We start from the raw sequence: 15,444 nt of genomic DNA, 5'->3' as shown, positions 1-15,444 counted from the left end.
CCCATGATCGGAATCGAAAGAAACACCGGGGCGGCGGTCGATGACTGGCCGCAGTTTGTACAGCGCGCAACCCGAGCGCTGACCACGCCGTTGGGTACCCGGCAGAAGCGTCCTTTGTATGGCTCGCTGATCCCGGAACTGCTGGGCCGCAACCTCGGCGACGACTTGCTGATGCTTGCCCAGAGCCACGCGGCACAAGCGTTCTACAACCCGCAGAACGGCATCGATGATTTCCAGCCGCAGGTCATTGTGGCCAGCCGGCAAGGCGCCGGGCTGGTCCTGCGATTCGCCGGCACCTGGCAAAACCGCAAACAGACTTTCGAGGTGGTGACATGAGTATGTTGATACCCGGCCAGAACCAGTTGGCCGAACCATCGATCGTCACCGTCGAAGCGTTCGAGGATTTGCTCGCCGAGTTCAAGACGTTTGTCGTCGAGTACGTCGGCGCCCGCGCTCCCGAGTCGGCGGCAAAGATCAAGGTCAGCCTCGAAAACGAAAGCGAGTTGCTGACCCTGGCCCTTGAGGCCTTTTGTGTGCGCCTGCAAATCCACGAACGCAAATACAACGCCCGCATCAAGCAGATGCTGGCCTGGTGGGCGACTGGCAGCAACCTCGATGCCCGCCTCGCGGACATGGGGCTTGAGCGTCAGTTGCTGGACCCTGGCGACCCGGCGGCATTCCCGCCGATTGCGCCCGTGTACGAAAGCGACGACGACGCCCGGTTGCGTTATTACCTGGCGCCACACGCACCGGCTGCCGGTTCACGCATGCAATATCGCCGCGAGGTCTTCACCCTCGGCGAGCGTCCTGTGGTGAAGGTGGACACTCATGCCCCGGGCGAGGTGACGGTCACGTACACCTTCGACCCGGACGGCTACGCGGCGCAGGTCAAGGACGGCAATGGACGCCGCACCGCGCCCGGTGAGGTGATGGTCACGGTGCTGGCACGGGAGGGCGATGGCACCGCGTCCGATGAACTGCTCGACAGCGTGCGCCGGCACTTCGCCCGGCCTGACGTCCGACCGGAAACGGATCGGGTCACGGTGCAAAGCGCCCATATCAAAAACTACAAAATCCGCGTCGTCGCCCGAATCAACGCCGGCCCGGATTCGGGGCTGACCAAGGTGGCCGCGCAACAGCAACTGCAAGCGTATGCCCAGAGCTGTCATCGACTGGAAGGGCGGATCGATCCGAGCTGGATCGACTACACGCTGCATAGTGCCGGCGCGGTTCAACTGGACATTCTCGAACCGGTCGAGCCGATTGTGACGACGGCGTTTGAAGCGCCTTACTGCACCGGGGTCGAGGTCGAGGTGCTCACGCTATGAGTGACCAGACGCCGCACCCGAGCCTGTTGCCAGCCAACAGCTCACCGTTGGAAAAAGCCCTCGATATCGGCTTCGGTGCATTGCTTGACCGCATCGCGCCGCCGTTCCCCGAGCTGATGAACCCGACCTCGACGCCTCAGGCATTTCTGCCTTATCTCGCAGCGGATCGTGGTGTCAGTGAATGGAGCGCCAAGGCCGCCGAGGCGGAAAAGCGTTTGACCGTTGAACTGGCCTGGCCCACCGCGCGAAAGGCCGGGACACGTCAGGCCCTGGAAAACGCCGCGAAAGGATTGCGGTTAATGCCCGAGGTGCGTGCCTGGTACGAGCAGACACCGCCGGGCGCGCCTTACAGCTTTTCCGTGAGGGCATTTACCTCGCAACCCTACAGCGAAGAAATCGACGTTCGTCTCGACCGACGTCTGGCGGACGCCAAAAGCGAGCGCGACGTTCTGTCGGTGTCTGTCGGCTTGAGCGCATTCGGCAGTCACGTCATCGGCGCGGCGACGGTGTGCGGCGAACTGACCACGGTGTATCCGATTGTCATCGAAGGGCTTGAAGCCTCGGGGCAGGCCTTCATGGCCGCCGGGCTCTACGTCGTTGAAACATCCACTATTTATCCTCAGGGGTCCTAAATGGCCGACTATTACACCCTGCTTACCAATGCGGGGATCGCCTACGAAACTGCCTGCAAGGCGGCAGGCGTGCCGATCAAACTGTCGCAGATTTCGGTCGGTGACGGCGGCGGCGCGGTTTACAACCCGGCGGCAACCGCCACTGCGCTTAAACGAGAAGTGTGGCGCGGGCCACTGAATGCGCTGTTCCAGGACGAGAAAAATCCGAGCTGGCTGCTCGCCGAAGTGACCATCCCGCCAGAAGAGGGCGGTTGGTATGTGCGCGAAGCCGGGCTCTGGACCGACACTGGCATTCTCTACGCCATCGTCAAATACCCGGAGTCGTTCAAACCGGTGCTGGCAACGTCGGGATCGGGGAAAGAGTTCTACATTCGCTCGATTTTCGAGACCAGCAACGCGTCGCTCGTCACGCTGTTGATCGACGACACCGTGGTCAAAGCGACGCGGGCGTGGGTGATGGGTTATCTCGCCGACGAACTGGCGAAGCTCGATGGCAAGCAATCAGTTCGCGTGGCCACCACGGAAAACATCGTGCTCAGTGGCGCGCAGCAAATCGATGGCGTCGCGGTGCTGTCCGGGCAGCGTGTGCTGGTGACGGCGCAAACGCTGGCGAAGGATAACGGCCTTTATGTGGCGGCTAACGGTGCCTGGGTGCGGGCGACTGACGCCAACACCAGCGCCAAGGTGACGCCGGGCCTGACCGTGATGGTCGAGGAGGGCACGGCGAACGGTGATTCGCTTTGGCATCTGGTGACGAACGGGCCGATCACGCTGGGGACTACGGCGCTGAGCTTTGAAATGCTGGCCGGTAGAACGGGGATTCAGGCAGGGACTTACAAGAGTCTGACGGTTGATAAATACGGTCGCGCTACTGCGGGTGCTAATCCGGAAACGCTGGCTGGTTTTGGGATCAAGGACACTTACACCAAGCCTGAAATCGAAGCGCTGATTGCACAGGCTTCGGCACTACCCGTCGGGGCTGTTGTTGCCTTTCCAAAGACCGCAGTGCCAGCGGGCTTCCTTGAAATTGATGGCAGTGTGCAGAGCATCGCGACTTACCCGGATTTGTTCGCGTACCTGGGGACTTCGTTCAATCAGGGCAATGAAGGTACGGGCAATTTTCGTCTTCCCGAATCGCGCGGCGAGTTCCTGCGTGGTTGGGACCATGGTCGCGGGGTGGATGCTGGTCGGTCAATCGGTAGTTGGCAAAAAGGGACATTTCATAGTGTTGGTGCCGGGCCGATTGCTGACGTAATTGCGGACTATGACAATACGAGTGCTGCGCCAGGAGCTTCATTGGCGCACAAAAATTTTGGTCTGGATGATTGCCTGTTGTCGGACTACCCGACAGCAATGATGTCTGTCCAAAATCCGACAGCGATCGTTACCCCGACCAGAAACGATGCTAGCTATGGAGTCACTCGTCCACGCAACTTGGCGGTGATGTGGTGCATCAAGGCCTGGAACGCCCCAATCAACCAGGGGCAGGTTGACGTCGGTGAACTGGTCAAGGAAGTGCAAAAGCTGAAAGCCGCCGTTCCAGTGGGCGCGCTTGTGCCGTTCCCATCGGGCACCGTTCCTCCCGGCTACCTTGAGGCGGATAACAGCCTTTTTGTGGATTCTGTTTATCCCGAGCTGGCTGCGTATCTGGACAAAAAATATAACGTGGCAGGAGATCCCGTCGGATCTACCCGACTGCCTGAGACTCGCGGCGAGTTCCTGCGAGGCTGGGATCATGGACGCGGAATAGATTCCGGTCGCGCTATCGGCAGTTGGCAGAAAGGCACGATGGGGGTTGCTGACACTACAGGTTCCGCAGACGGACTCGTAATGGCCGGCCTAGGCGGTGTTGCTGCTTCTCCGATTTCAACTTATGGGCTTGATTCAATTGCAGTATCAGATTATCCATCGCAAGTTGTTGTGACCGGGTCTGGTGTAGTCACAGGCGCGCTGACCGGTGTTTTTGCGGGTTCTACAAGACCTCGCAACCTGGCGGTGATGTGGTGCATCAAAGCTTGGAACGCCCCGGTCAATCAGGGAACCATCGACGTGGCGGGCCTGGCGGCACAAGTGGGAGGCCTGGAAGCCAGACCACGCGGCGTAGGTGATGGCCAGACCTGGCAGAACGTCACCGCCAGTCGCGTGAGTGGCACCGTCTACACCAACACCACCGGTCGACCGATTCAGGTTCAAGTATCGATCCAGACCGGCTCAATCACAGCGACTTGCGGCGGTGTAACCATTGTTACCACAGGCTTTCACGCCGCCTTCGTTGTCCCGGTCGGAACAACCTATTCCGTGACTCTCTCAAGCCCTGTCAATGCTGTCTGGTCGGAGCTGCGCCCATGAAGTATTTCCACAATCCACAGACCGGTAACGTCAATGCTTACGAAGATGACGCTCCCGCGCACTTTATCTCTGCCGGGTTGGTGCCTATGTCTGATGAAGAGGTTCAGGCGTACATCCAGAGCGCAACAGCGCCCACGACCACGAAAGCGGACGATGAGCGAAAGTGGCGCGATGCCGAACTGGTTTCGCTGATGTGGTTACGTGAGCGTCATCGCGATCAGCGTGAAATCGGAGGGCATACCACGCTGACCGCAGAGCAGTTCGGTGAGTTGCTCGTGTACATCCAGGCACTGCGCGACTGGCCTCAATCACCGGACTTCCCCGATACCCAGCATCGTCCGGTCGCTCCGTCCTGGATCGCCGAACACACCCAATAAACGCCCCGCACCGCCGGGGCGTTTTCTTATCCGCAACACAAACATACACAACACCCGACAGCCCCTTACCCAAGGGGCTTTTTCGTTTATGGAGAAACAGAAATGGCAGAACGCCAAACGTACACCGTGCTCCTCCCATTCCCTACCGGGGGTGGCCACTGGTCGAGCATCGGCCAGGAACTGCAACTGCTCGATGTGGAGGCCAGTGCGCTACGCAGCGCTGGTCGTCTGGAGCTGAAAAAAGCCGAGGCTGCCGATTCGGCCTCTACATCCACCGCAGCGAAAAAAGCTGCTGCCAAGAAGGCTGAATAACCATGGCTGAGGTTTTGAACTTCGAGCACAACGGCATTACCGTCAATGCCACCGAATCCCCCGAGGCCATGGGTGGCCTGGGTGACAACGTCATCGGTCTGATCGGCACCGCGCCGAAGGCGGACCCGTTGATTCCACGCAATGCGCCATTCCGCATCAACAGCTTCACCACCCAGGCGCTGCTCGATCCGACCGGCACCGAGGCAGGCACGCTGTATCACGCGGTCTTCCAGATCCTGAAAGTGGTCAAGGTGCCGGTCTACGTGGTCATCGTCGAAGAAGGCGCGACCCCGGCGGACACGCTGAACAACGTCATCGGCGGCGTCGATCCGCTGACCGGCCGCAAGCTCGGCCTCGCGGCACTGGGCAGTGTGCCGGAAGACCTGACCATCATCGGCGCGCCGGGCTTCACCAGCACCAAAGCCGTGGCCGGTGAGTTCGCGTCTTTCGGCAAGCGCATCAAGGCCCGTGTGGTGCTCGACGGCAAGGATGCCGCGGTCGCCGATCAGGTGACGTACAGCCAGGAACTGGGCGGCGCGGAACTGGGTTTCGACCGCTGCCTGCTGGTGCACAACATGCCATCGGTGTACTCCAAGGCAGCGAAGAAGAACGTGTTCCTGTCGCCTTCGAGCCTGGCCATCGCGGCCCTGGCCAAGGTCAAGCAATGGGAGAGCCCGGGCAATCAGGTGACCTTTGCCGAGGACGTTTCGCGCGTCGTGGAATACAACATTCTCGACAAATCCACCGAAGGCGATCTGCTCAACCGCTACGGCGTCAGCTACTACGCCCGCACCATCCTCGGCGGCTTCTCGCTGCTGGGTAACCGTTCCATCACCGGCAAGTTCATCAGCTACGTCGGCCTGGAAGATGCGATCAGCCGCAAGCTGGTCAAGGCCGGCCAGAAAGCCATGGCCAAGAACCTCACCAAGTCGTTCATGGACCAGGAGGTCAAGCGCATCAACGACTGGCTGCAAACCCTGGTCGCCGACGAAACCATCCCCGGCGGCAGCGTGTACCTGCACCCGGAATTGAACAGCGTCGAGAAGTACAAGAACGGCACCTGGTACGTGGTCATCGACTACGGCCGCTACGCGCCGAACGAACACATGGTTTATCAACTCAATGCCCGCGATGAAATCATCGAGCAGTTCCTGGAGGACGTTCTCTAATGTTTACCAACCGCGTAAGACAGGCCATCGCGGCCACCCTGCAAGGCTTGCCGTTGTCGGCGACCGTGGAAGAGTTCACCCCGCCGAAGATCGAATTCGATATGGAAGCGATGGCGGGCGGGCGCTTCATCGCCGAAGAAATGATCAAGAGCGGCAAAGTGCTGGGCGCGACCCTCATTTTGCAAGGCGTCGGTGCCGAAGTGATGCTCTCCCTCGGCGTGAAGCTGGGCGACGACATTTTGTTGAACGTCCGTGAAGCCGGTCAGGATCAGGATGGCAACACCTGGTTCACCTACCACACCGTCGGCGGCAAGCTCAAATCGCTGACCGAGGCCAAGCTGAAGATGGGCGAAAAACCCCTCACCACGCTTGAGCTGTCCTGCCGCACCTACAACCGCCTGGAAAACGGCATCCCGGTGATCGACATCGACGTGCGCACCCAGAAGTTCGTGCTCAACGGCGTCGACATTCTCGGCGGCGCCCGTCGCGCGGTGCTGATCCCTTAAGTCGCACTGCGATCACCGAACTGTGGGAGCGAGCCTGCTCGCGATTGCATTGTGTCAGTCGACATCACTTTTGAATGTGAACCCGCTATCGCCGGCAAGCCGGTCTCGCTCCCACAAGGAGCATTGCTCAATCCCTTTTCATGATTCACCAAGGAATTCATCACATGTCCTGGACGCCTCCCGTTCACGCCTTGTTGTCGCCGATCACCGCCGACAATCAGTCGGAGATCGAACAGATTCAACTCAAACCGTTGTATTACGCCGCACAGAAAGAAGCCCTGGCCCGTGCCGGCGATGATGAGGACGATCAGTTCTTCGAGCTGGCGCTGCTGGCCACCGGTTTGTCGGTCAAGGAACTCGATCAACTCAAACGCCCGGACTACGTGAGCATCGCGCAGTACGTGCATGAGATGTCGACCTTGCCGACGTCGCATTTCCTTGAACAAGCGGACGAGGGTGAACAACCGTCGGCCGATCCCGACGAAGTGAGCTTGCTGCAACCGCTCACCGTGGCGGGTCGCACCTTGACCACGCTGACCCTGGAAATGCCGGTGCTGCGTGCGACCAAGGCGATGAAAAAACTCAAGACCGCCAAGGAACGCGCCGAATTCATCACGGCCCATTGCACCGGCCTGATGCTGCCCGATCTGGCCAGTTTGACCGTGCCTGACTGGACGCAATTGCAGGTGCGAATCGACGATTTTTTAAACAAACCGGCGGCCTTCTTTCGGAGCGCGACATCGAAGTAATCCTCGATGTGGTACCGCTCATTTACCCGATAAGTGAAGCGGACATTCTGGAATGGGACGTCGGCAAGGCCTTGCGCCGCTACGACATTGCGATCAATCGCCTTGGCGTCAAACAGGAGTAGAGGGGGATGGCAGACAGTCAATATTCACTGGCCAGTGTGACGGCCAATAGCGTTGGATCGCTAACAGTGGGCGCCGGAGTGGCAACTCTCGGATTGGCCGGTTTAATGGCCCCATTGGCGCAGCTCAACCAGGCACTGAACACAGTCAGCCTGGACATCCGATTACTGACCGCGGGGCAGAACAAGCTGGGTGAAGTGCTGATGTCGCTGACAGCGCTATTGTCTTCCACACGATCTGTACTCAAGTGGGGCGCAGAGGAGCCTGTCGCGGACAGCGAGGCACAATCCAGTCTCCCTGGCATCGCGGCGAATGACGTGACCCGCCACTTGGGCACCGTAAGCCTGAATGTCAGTGCAGCTGATTTCCGTGGGATTGTTCCCGGTAGCGGCGAGGCCGGAGGGGCCGCGGGCACGACACCGAAACAAATCGCAGGCATCGCCGTTACCCCCCTGAACAGTAATGTTGGCAACGGCGTCGCCAGCACCTCGTTGAAACAACTCAGCACAACGTTGAGCTCGCGCGACAACACCGCAGCCGATCATCTGAAGTCCGATAACGCGCCTGTTGCGACTTTGAACCTCGAAGGCAACGTCGCGAAAGCGCAATCCGCCCAAGACACGGGGACCCCTTCGAAAACCGGCAGCGATGCCTTGAGTGCAAGTTTCAGCAGATTGGGCCGCGCAGTGACTCCGGACATTTCCGGTCCGCTGACGTCGCTTTCCGTTCAAGTCGACAAGCTCGGTACGTTTGCCGAGAACAATTCCACGCTTGCCACCGTGTTGGCAGGCGTTGCGGTTACGTTGGGTTCTATCGCCTCTGTCGTGGGCGCTGCCGTTGCAACCGAAGCGCTGACCAACGTTGCCAAAAAAATTATCAAACGTGGTTCGCCGAAAATCCCGTTCGGCTTGGGCAAGCTGATCAGCGAGGACAATCGCGACGTCGATCAGGCCAAAAAAGATCCACCCCCGGAAAAACAAACGAAAGACAGTCTTGGGTACACAGGGGATCAGGCACGTAAGCAATCCCGGGACGCCAAACGAGGCAAGGCCGGGGGGCGCAGCAGTGCCAAGGATCAATCGCCAATCGAGGTCACTGTGCAGTCTCGGACCGTCAGGCCTGTAATTGCCGAGGCTCAAAGTCTGGTGTCGTTCTCGGGCTCCGGGCAGGCCAGCCCGTTGCTCGGCAAAGTGGCCAAGGTCGGCACGTTGCTCCCTAAAAAAGCACCAAGGCGGAACGTGCTCGGCGCCGGGGTCGATCTCGCGCAAGGTGTCGCCAATGGTGATACCAAAGCCATCGCTTCCTCCGCCGGGATGATGGCCGGTTCTTATGTTGGCGCCGCGCTAGGCACCCTGATATTGCCAGGCGTGGGCACGGCCATCGGAGGTTTTCTCGGCGGTATCACCGGATCCTGGCTGGGGGAAAAACTGGCCACACCTTCCGATCAGCTCGGTGCTCCTGATCAGGTCAGTAAAGAACTGACCAGCGCGCCGACACAAAACCAGCAGATCAATTACTCACCGTCGATTCAGGTCACCTGCACCGGTGGGGAGAGCTCCGAGCACATCCGGACGATCGTGGCGCAGCAGCTGCAAACGCAGTTCCACGGCGAGTTTGTTCCACTGATGTCCACCAACGCCCTCGCCACCCGACGTGGTGCGGCCCTGACCGATGGAGGCAGGTAATGCGCCAGCAAATGATCCTGGGCAGTTTCATTTTCGGCCTGTCCCGCAACTTCGCCTACCACAACATCGTGCACACATCGGACGGTGGCTGGGTGGAACTGGACATTGTGACCGGCAAGCCGAAATCCAGTCAGACCGGGCAGAAAGCCCAAACGATGAAGATTACAGGGACGTCGATGTACGCGGTGGCCATGGAGCGGCTCGATGAACTGCGCACGTTGCAGGAACAGCGCAAGCCGGTGCCGTTGGTGGATGGCATCGGACGCAACTGGGGGCTTTGGCGAATCAACACGGTGACGGAAACCCAAAGCGTGATCATCGATGACGGCACGGCGATGGTCGTCGGTTGGGCAATAGACCTGTCGGAGTTCATCCATGCGTAGAGTTCGAAGTGTGGCCGGTGATTCGGTGAACCTGTTGCTGTACCGCGAACTGGGTCGCTGTGACGATGCCGTCGAAGAGGCACTGTGGCGGCTCAACCCCACGCTGGCAGAACAGGGGGCGGTATTACCTGCGGGTATCTGGGTAGTCCTGCCGGAAATTGACTCACAACCTGTGGTGACCACGCTGGTTACCGCGTGGGATTAAGGAGGTTCCATGGCATTGGGTTTTACGCCAGAGGTAGAGATTTATGGGGCCAATAAGGACTTGATCAACAAGCGCCTGATCAGTTGGGAGCACATTGATGCCGCCGGTACCGAGTCCGATCAATTGACATTGACGCTCGATCTGGAAGGGCTTGAGGGGCTGCCGATCCTGGGCGGCAAGATTGGCCTGAAGGTCGGTTACGCGGAGTCCAGTCTGGTGGATAAGGGCCAGTTCACGGTGTCTCGCCTGACGCCGACGTTGTTCCCGCTGCGCTTGACGCTGGTGGCAACCGCAGCGCCGTTCAGTGCCGATGACAAGACCGGCTTCCTGCAGCGTCGATCGGCCAGTCATGGGCCGACCACCCTGGGTGCGCTGTTTCGCGAGATCGCTGAGCGGCATGGTTTTTCGCCACGGGTGGCACCCCAACTGGCACTGAAAAAAATCGACCACATCGATCAGTCCAACGAAAGTGACATGGCGTTTTTGACTCGCCTCGCCGGCATATACAAGGCCATCGCCAAACCGATGAATGAGCTGTATGTGCTGGCGCTCCCAAGTCAGACCAAGTCACTGTCGGGCAAGGTGTTGCCCCAGGTGAAACTGTCGGTGACCACCAACAATCGACCCGGCGATCGCGCCTTCATTTCCGCCACGCTCGATGACACCGTCCGGGCGAAAAACCAGGGCTGCAAGACGAGTTGGTGGGACGCGGCAGCGGGGGTGGTGCGGGTGATTGAAACCGGTAGCCCGCCGTTCAAGGTCATCGGTCGGCTCTGCCAGAATGAAACGGAGGCCAGGGACGTCGGTGAGGGAGAAGTACGCAAATTGCTGCGTGAAAAGCTCAAGGTGAAAATCAGCTGTCCGGGCAATCCGGCGTTGTCCGCCGAGGGTGTCTTGTTGCTCGACCAGTCCTGGCCGGATTTCCTGCGCGGGTACTGGTCGATCGAAAAGGTCATTGCCAGCGGTGACAAATATCAAAGCTATCGCTGCATGATCGAGGCGAAGTGTCCGGATGTCACGTAATAACGCAATCAAATGCACTGGCGCCGGTCTGGCGGATCAATGGCGAACGGAACATCACTCATGCCGCTTACTGTCCTGCAATTACAGCAAATACTTCCCAACGCCCGCAGCCAAGCGGGCGTTTTCATTTCTGCTCTCAATAGCGCCATGGATGGCCATGACATCAACACGCCCAAACGCAGCGCCGCTTTCCTTGCGCAAGTCGGTCACGAATCCGGGCAGTTGCACTATGTGCGCGAACTCGGCGGTGATCAGTATTTGAGCAAGTACGACACCGGCACCCTGGCCGCTCGTTTGGGTAATACTCCCGCGCTCGATGGCGACGGGCAAAAATATCGTGGGCGTGGACTCATCCAGGTCACTGGCCGTCATAACTACCGACAATGCAGCCTGGGGTTATTCGGCGACGAGCGATTATTGGCCTCGCCGGAGCTGCTCGAACAACCGCAATGGGCCGCCGAATCCGCCGCCTGGTTCTGGGGGCAAAACGGCCTCAACGAGCTGGCTGATCGTGACCAGTTCAACAGCATCACCCGCCGGATCAACGGGGGGTTGAACGGGTTGCAGGATCGTTTGCAACTCTGGGCGCGGGCGAGGGCGGTGTTATGCCAGCCTTCGGTTTGATCCCGGGGTCGTGGCGGGTGGTTGGCGTTGTTGTGTTGCTGGCTGTGTTGGCTGGTGGCTCGGCAACGCTGGCCTGGCGATTTCAGGATGGGCGTTATGGGCGGCAACTGGCGGAACAGGCCGGGGCGCACGCCGAGATGCTCAACCAACTGACCCTTGCGGCGGCCGCTCGACAACAGACTGAGCAGGATAAACGGCTGGCGCTGGAACAGCGGCTATCGGCCAGCGAACAAACCCATTACCGAGCGCTTAGCGATGCCCAACGTGATCAAGGTCGCTTGCGCGATCGTCTTGCCACTGCTGATGTGCGGCTGTCAGTCCTCCTCGATGCCCATGACGCTGCCTCAGCCTGTGCAGTGCCAACCGCCGCCAGCACCAGCAGCGTGGATCATGGCGCCGTTCGAGCCCGACTTGACCCGGCGCATGCTCAACGAATTATCGCCATCACCGACGCCGGCGACCGTGCACTGATTGCGTTGCAGGCCTGTCAGGCCTATATCAGGGCGCTCGGTCGCTAACATTTTGATCGATCCTGTAACTTGCAAGCGTGATCCGCTCGTGTACGGTAGTCCCATTCCGCCCGCTCAGGAGATGACCGTGAAAGAAATCACCCAACTGGCCGCTGAACTGGGCAGACGCCTGCAGCTTCTCAATGCTCACGTCACCGCAGCCGAATCCTGTACCGGCGGCGGCATTTGCGAGGCGATCACCCGGATTCCGGGGAGTTCGGCGTGGTTCGAGGCTGGTTATGTGACGTACTCCAACCGGCAGAAGACCGAGCAATTGAACGTCCCGGTCGGGTTGTTTGCGACGGTGGGGGCGGTCAGTCGCGAAGTGGTCGAGGCCATGGTCCGTGGCGCCCAGGAAAAAAGCCGGGCGTATTTTGCCGTGGCGGTCAGCGGTGTGGCCGGTCCGGATGGCGGTTCGCCGAACAAGCCGGTCGGCACGGTCTGGCTGGCCTGGGGCGTGGGGGAGCGGGTGTTCAGCGAGGTGCAGCACTTCCCCGGCAACCGCGATGAGGTCCGCCGACAAACGGTGAAGGCCGCGCTAGAGGGGCTGCTGCGCCATGCCTCGGGAGAAATCTCAAATCAGGGGTAGGCGATCCTGAATCGCTGTGGAATAATACTGGCTACTTATACAGGTGTTGGCCGTCAGGCCTTATTGATTACGTGAGGACTTTAATGGACGACAACAAGAAGAAAGCCTTGGCTGCGGCCCTGGGTCAGATCGAACGTCAATTCGGCAAGGGTGCCGTAATGCGTATGGGCGATCAGGACCGTCAGGCGATCCCGGCTATTTCCACTGGCTCTCTGGGTCTGGACATCGCGCTCGGCATTGGCGGTCTGCCAAAAGGCCGTATCGTTGAAATCTACGGTCCTGAATCCTCCGGTAAAACCACGCTGACACTGTCGGTAATCGCCCAGGCTCAAAAAGCCGGCGCGACCTGCGCATTCGTCGACGCCGAACACGCCCTCGATCCTGAATACGCCGGCAAGCTTGGCGTCAACGTCGACGACCTGCTGGTTTCCCAGCCGGACACCGGTGAGCAGGCCCTGGAAATCACCGACATGCTGGTGCGTTCCAACGCGGTTGACGTGATCATCGTCGACTCCGTAGCCGCCCTGGTTCCAAAGGCTGAAATCGAAGGCGAAATGGGTGACATGCACGTGGGCCTGCAAGCCCGTCTGATGTCCCAGGCGCTGCGTAAAATCACCGGTAACATCAAGAACGCCAACTGCCTGGTGATCTTCATCAACCAGATCCGTATGAAAATCGGCGTGATGTTCGGCAGCCCGGAAACCACCACCGGTGGTAACGCGCTTAAGTTCTACGCTTCGGTTCGTCTGGACATCCGTCGTACTGGCGCGGTGAAAGAAGGTGATGAAGTCGTCGGTAGCGAAACCCGCGTCAAGGTTGTGAAGAACAAGGTCGCTTCGCCGTTCCGTCAGGCCGAGTTCCAGATTCTTTACGGCAAGGGCATCTACCTGAACGGTGAGATGATCGACCTGGGTGTTCTGCACGGTTTCGTCGAGAAGTCCGGTGCCTGGTATGCCTACGAAGGCACCAAGATCGGTCAGGGCAAGGCCAACTCGGCCAAGTTCCTGGCGGACAACCCGGAAATCGCGGCGAAACTTGAGAAGCAATTGCGTGACAAGTTGCTGTCTCCGTCATCGGTAGCGGAATCCAAAGCTTCTGCGGTCAAAGAGACTGAAGATGACCTGGCTGACGCTGATATCTGATTGATCCGATGACCGCCGTACTCGATACACTCGTCGCGGTGCGGCGAACCGCAATGGACCTGCTCGCGCGACGCGAGCACGGTCGAGTCGAGCTGACGCGTAAACTGCGTCAGCGCGGCGCTCTCCCTGAAATGATCGACACAGCACTCGACCGCTTGACGGAAGAGGGCCTGTTGTCCGAATCCCGTTACCTCGAAAGCTTCGTTTCCTACCGTTCCCGTTCCGGCTATGGCCCTTTGCGTATTCGCGAAGAGTTGAGCCAGCGTGGCCTGCAACGCAATGACATCGAACTCGCACTGCGTGAGAGCGGTATCAACTGGCAGGAACAACTGGAAGATACCTGGCGGCGCAAGTTTGCCGGGCATTTACCGATAGACGCACGGGAACGCGCCAAGCAGGGACGGTTCCTCGCTTATCGGGGATATTCCATGGAAATGATCAACCGCTTGTTCAGCGGTCGAGGAATGGATGATTAAACAAAAACGGCCCGCTATTTCGATAGCGGGCCGTTTTTTTTTGCCTCACGTAACCTTTGACGGTTCCCGCGTGCGTTGTTGCGCCTGGGGTTTGGACTGCGCCCAGTTTTCCGGCAGGTTGATGTAGTCCACCAGTTCGCGCAGTCGTCCATGATCACGGGCGTTAAAGGTGAAGGCCAGGCGAGCGAGGTGGCTGAACTGCGGTTCGTCGTGCTCCTCGCCGCTGTAGGCATGCTGATGGAAGTGATCGCTCAGGCACAGGTCGGCGAACGCTTGTTGCATGTGCTCGAGCGCAGCATCACTGAGTTTGTGGTTCATGCGGATCACGAACTGATGCTTGAGCCAGCGGCTGGAGTGGAAGTTGCTGTAGAACTGATTGATCTGCTCCACCGCCTCCTCGGCGTTGTAGACCAGGCTCACCAGCTTCATGTCGGTCGGCAGGATGTAGCGGTTCTCCTCCAGTTGATTGCGGATGAAATCCAGTGCGCCTTGCCAGAACGTGCCACCTGGAGCGTCCAGCAGCACCACTGGTACCAGCGGGCTTTTACCGGTTTGAATCAGTGTCAGCACTTCCAGCGCTTCATCAAGGGTGCCGAAACCGCCAGGGCACAAAACCAGCGCATCGGCTTCCTTGACGAAGAACAGCTTGCGGGTAAAGAAAAAGTGGAACGGCAGCAAGTTGGTGGTGCCGTTCACGGTGGGATTCGCATGCTGCTCGAAGGGCAGGGTGATGTTGAATCCCAGGCTGTGTTCAAGGCCGGCACCTTCGTGGGCGGCCGCCATGATGCCGCCGCCTGCGCCGGTGATCACCATCAGGTCGGAGCGCGCCAGTGCGGCGCCGAGTTCTCTGGCCAGGCCATACAGCGGGTGTTCTATCGGTGTGCGGGCCGAGCCGAATACCGTGACTTTGCGCCGGCCCCGGAACTGTTCGAGCACACGGAAGGCGTGTTCGAGTTCGCGCAGGGCTTGCAGGGTGATCTTGGCATTCCAGCGGTTGTGATCGTCCTGGGCCATGCGCAGCACGGTCAGGATCATGTCGCGGTAGATCGGGATATTCGGGCTGTTGGGTGAAACCAGGTTGAGTTGCTCTTCGACCTTGCTGATGAGGTCGTGGCCGCTTTCTTCGAAATGACGGCTGAGGAGGTCATTCGGTTGGTAAGGCATCAACTTCTCCTTCCGTACAGGCTCTGTTGTTCCTTTGGATGAAAGAAACATTCGCATCGGAAAACGCAAACCAGGCAGCCCCTTTTCTGCCCTGAAAAGTGA

Annotated in this window: 19 protein-coding genes; 18 read left to right on the top strand and 1 reads right to left on the bottom strand. The window is 59.4% G+C overall.

Annotated elements, in window-relative coordinates; translation table 11 throughout:
• The first annotated feature begins 3 nt into the window (after window positions 1–3).
• From J4E42_RS18080 to recX, 18 genes are all read left to right on the top strand, one after another.
• Window positions 4–336 carry a hypothetical protein gene (locus tag J4E42_RS18080; protein WP_008029983.1) on the top strand — a complete coding sequence of 111 codons (333 nt, stop codon included), beginning with the start codon at window positions 4–6 and terminating at the stop codon, window positions 334–336.
• Window positions 333–1,328 carry a baseplate J/gp47 family protein gene (locus tag J4E42_RS18075; RefSeq protein WP_008039317.1) on the top strand — a complete coding sequence of 332 codons (996 nt, stop codon included), beginning with the start codon at window positions 333–335 and terminating at the stop codon, window positions 1,326–1,328. The genes J4E42_RS18080 and J4E42_RS18075 overlap by 4 nt, the downstream gene beginning before the upstream one ends.
• On the top strand, window positions 1,325–1,960 hold the full coding sequence (locus J4E42_RS18070; RefSeq protein ID WP_207285801.1) for a phage tail protein I: 636 nt from the start codon (window positions 1,325–1,327) through the stop codon (window positions 1,958–1,960). The genes J4E42_RS18075 and J4E42_RS18070 overlap by 4 nt, the downstream gene beginning before the upstream one ends.
• Complete coding sequence (locus J4E42_RS18065; protein WP_207285800.1) at window positions 1,961–4,309, top strand: phage tail protein; 2,349 nt, start codon at window positions 1,961–1,963, stop codon at window positions 4,307–4,309.
• The gene (locus J4E42_RS18060) at window positions 4,306–4,686 is read left to right on the top strand and encodes a phage tail assembly chaperone (RefSeq protein ID WP_008039313.1); all 381 of its coding nucleotides are present in this window, start codon (window positions 4,306–4,308) and stop codon (window positions 4,684–4,686) included. The genes J4E42_RS18065 and J4E42_RS18060 overlap by 4 nt, the downstream gene beginning before the upstream one ends.
• Window positions 4,687–4,788: 102 nt before the next feature.
• Complete coding sequence (locus J4E42_RS18055) at window positions 4,789–4,998, top strand: hypothetical protein (protein WP_008039310.1); 210 nt, start codon at window positions 4,789–4,791, stop codon at window positions 4,996–4,998.
• A 2-nt stretch (window positions 4,999–5,000) separates the two neighbouring features.
• A complete protein-coding gene (locus J4E42_RS18050) occupies window positions 5,001–6,167 on the top strand; it encodes a hypothetical protein (protein WP_008029994.1) in 1,167 nt (388 codons plus the stop codon).
• Entirely contained in the window at window positions 6,167–6,673 is a 507-nt protein-coding gene (locus J4E42_RS18045; protein ID WP_192228509.1) for a phage major tail tube protein, read from the top strand. Before J4E42_RS18050 ends, J4E42_RS18045 begins: the two co-directional genes overlap by 1 nt.
• A 164-nt stretch (window positions 6,674–6,837) precedes the next feature.
• Window positions 6,838–7,422, top strand: coding sequence for a phage tail assembly protein (locus J4E42_RS18040; RefSeq protein WP_008039304.1), 585 nt, complete (start codon window positions 6,838–6,840; stop codon window positions 7,420–7,422).
• Window positions 7,423–7,550: 128 nt separating this feature from the next.
• Complete coding sequence (locus tag J4E42_RS18035; RefSeq protein WP_207285799.1) at window positions 7,551–9,227, top strand: glycine zipper domain-containing protein; 1,677 nt, start codon at window positions 7,551–7,553, stop codon at window positions 9,225–9,227.
• Complete coding sequence (locus J4E42_RS18030; protein ID WP_207285798.1) at window positions 9,227–9,610, top strand: phage tail protein; 384 nt, start codon at window positions 9,227–9,229, stop codon at window positions 9,608–9,610. The genes J4E42_RS18035 and J4E42_RS18030 overlap by 1 nt, the downstream gene beginning before the upstream one ends.
• A complete protein-coding gene (locus J4E42_RS18025; RefSeq protein WP_207285797.1) occupies window positions 9,603–9,815 on the top strand; it encodes a tail protein X in 213 nt (70 codons plus the stop codon). Before J4E42_RS18030 ends, J4E42_RS18025 begins: the two co-directional genes overlap by 8 nt.
• 9 nt (window positions 9,816–9,824) lie before the next feature.
• Entirely contained in the window at window positions 9,825–10,838 is a 1,014-nt protein-coding gene (locus tag J4E42_RS18020) for a phage late control D family protein (RefSeq protein WP_207285796.1), read from the top strand.
• A 60-nt stretch (window positions 10,839–10,898) separates the two neighbouring features.
• Window positions 10,899–11,462, top strand: coding sequence for a glycoside hydrolase family 19 protein (locus J4E42_RS18015; protein ID WP_207285795.1), 564 nt, complete (start codon window positions 10,899–10,901; stop codon window positions 11,460–11,462).
• On the top strand, window positions 11,444–11,980 hold the full coding sequence (locus J4E42_RS18010; protein WP_207285794.1) for a lysis system i-spanin subunit Rz: 537 nt from the start codon (window positions 11,444–11,446) through the stop codon (window positions 11,978–11,980). Before J4E42_RS18015 ends, J4E42_RS18010 begins: the two co-directional genes overlap by 19 nt.
• 79 nt (window positions 11,981–12,059) lie before the next feature.
• Entirely contained in the window at window positions 12,060–12,560 is a 501-nt protein-coding gene (locus tag J4E42_RS18005) for a CinA family protein (protein WP_008039294.1), read from the top strand.
• An 83-nt stretch (window positions 12,561–12,643) separates the two neighbouring features.
• Complete coding sequence (gene recA, locus J4E42_RS18000; protein ID WP_008030012.1) at window positions 12,644–13,702, top strand: recombinase RecA; 1,059 nt, start codon at window positions 12,644–12,646, stop codon at window positions 13,700–13,702.
• 8 nt (window positions 13,703–13,710) lie between these two features.
• A complete protein-coding gene (recX, locus tag J4E42_RS17995) occupies window positions 13,711–14,178 on the top strand; it encodes a recombination regulator RecX (protein WP_192228517.1) in 468 nt (155 codons plus the stop codon).
• Between the two features lie 45 nt (window positions 14,179–14,223).
• Here the strand turns inward: recX and J4E42_RS17990 are convergent, their stop codons facing one another.
• Entirely contained in the window at window positions 14,224–15,342 is a 1,119-nt protein-coding gene (locus J4E42_RS17990) for a TIGR00730 family Rossman fold protein (RefSeq protein ID WP_008039292.1), read from the bottom strand.
• Between the last annotated feature and the right edge of the window lie 102 nt (window positions 15,343–15,444).

It is taken from the genome of Pseudomonas sp. FW300-N2A2, assembly GCF_017351735.1.
Lineage (GTDB): Bacteria > Pseudomonadota > Gammaproteobacteria > Pseudomonadales > Pseudomonadaceae > Aquipseudomonas > Aquipseudomonas migulae.
The sequence above is the reverse complement of the archived record's forward strand: the minus strand, read 5'-3'. Positions and strand labels throughout refer to the sequence as shown.

Coding starts and splice junctions, on each gene's coding strand:
- J4E42_RS18035 (WP_207285799.1), top strand. CDS start 7,551: ATGGCAGACAGTCAATATTCACTGGCCAGTGTGACGGCCAATAGCGTT.
- J4E42_RS18075 (WP_008039317.1), top strand. CDS start 333: ATGAGTATGTTGATACCCGGCCAGAACCAGTTGGCCGAACCATCGATC.
- J4E42_RS18055 (WP_008039310.1), top strand. CDS start 4,789: ATGGCAGAACGCCAAACGTACACCGTGCTCCTCCCATTCCCTACCGGG.
- J4E42_RS18050 (WP_008029994.1), top strand. CDS start 5,001: ATGGCTGAGGTTTTGAACTTCGAGCACAACGGCATTACCGTCAATGCC.
- recA (WP_008030012.1), top strand. CDS start 12,644: ATGGACGACAACAAGAAGAAAGCCTTGGCTGCGGCCCTGGGTCAGATC.
- J4E42_RS18065 (WP_207285800.1), top strand. CDS start 1,961: ATGGCCGACTATTACACCCTGCTTACCAATGCGGGGATCGCCTACGAA.
- recX (WP_192228517.1), top strand. CDS start 13,711: ATGACCGCCGTACTCGATACACTCGTCGCGGTGCGGCGAACCGCAATG.
- J4E42_RS18045 (WP_192228509.1), top strand. CDS start 6,167: ATGTTTACCAACCGCGTAAGACAGGCCATCGCGGCCACCCTGCAAGGC.
- J4E42_RS18060 (WP_008039313.1), top strand. CDS start 4,306: ATGAAGTATTTCCACAATCCACAGACCGGTAACGTCAATGCTTACGAA.
- J4E42_RS18080 (WP_008029983.1), top strand. CDS start 4: ATGATCGGAATCGAAAGAAACACCGGGGCGGCGGTCGATGACTGGCCG.
- J4E42_RS18030 (WP_207285798.1), top strand. CDS start 9,227: ATGCGCCAGCAAATGATCCTGGGCAGTTTCATTTTCGGCCTGTCCCGC.
- J4E42_RS17990 (WP_008039292.1), bottom strand. CDS start 15,342: ATGCCTTACCAACCGAATGACCTCCTCAGCCGTCATTTCGAAGAAAGC.
- J4E42_RS18020 (WP_207285796.1), top strand. CDS start 9,825: ATGGCATTGGGTTTTACGCCAGAGGTAGAGATTTATGGGGCCAATAAG.
- J4E42_RS18070 (WP_207285801.1), top strand. CDS start 1,325: ATGAGTGACCAGACGCCGCACCCGAGCCTGTTGCCAGCCAACAGCTCA.
- J4E42_RS18010 (WP_207285794.1), top strand. CDS start 11,444: ATGCCAGCCTTCGGTTTGATCCCGGGGTCGTGGCGGGTGGTTGGCGTT.
- J4E42_RS18025 (WP_207285797.1), top strand. CDS start 9,603: ATGCGTAGAGTTCGAAGTGTGGCCGGTGATTCGGTGAACCTGTTGCTG.
- J4E42_RS18015 (WP_207285795.1), top strand. CDS start 10,899: ATGCCGCTTACTGTCCTGCAATTACAGCAAATACTTCCCAACGCCCGC.
- J4E42_RS18040 (WP_008039304.1), top strand. CDS start 6,838: ATGTCCTGGACGCCTCCCGTTCACGCCTTGTTGTCGCCGATCACCGCC.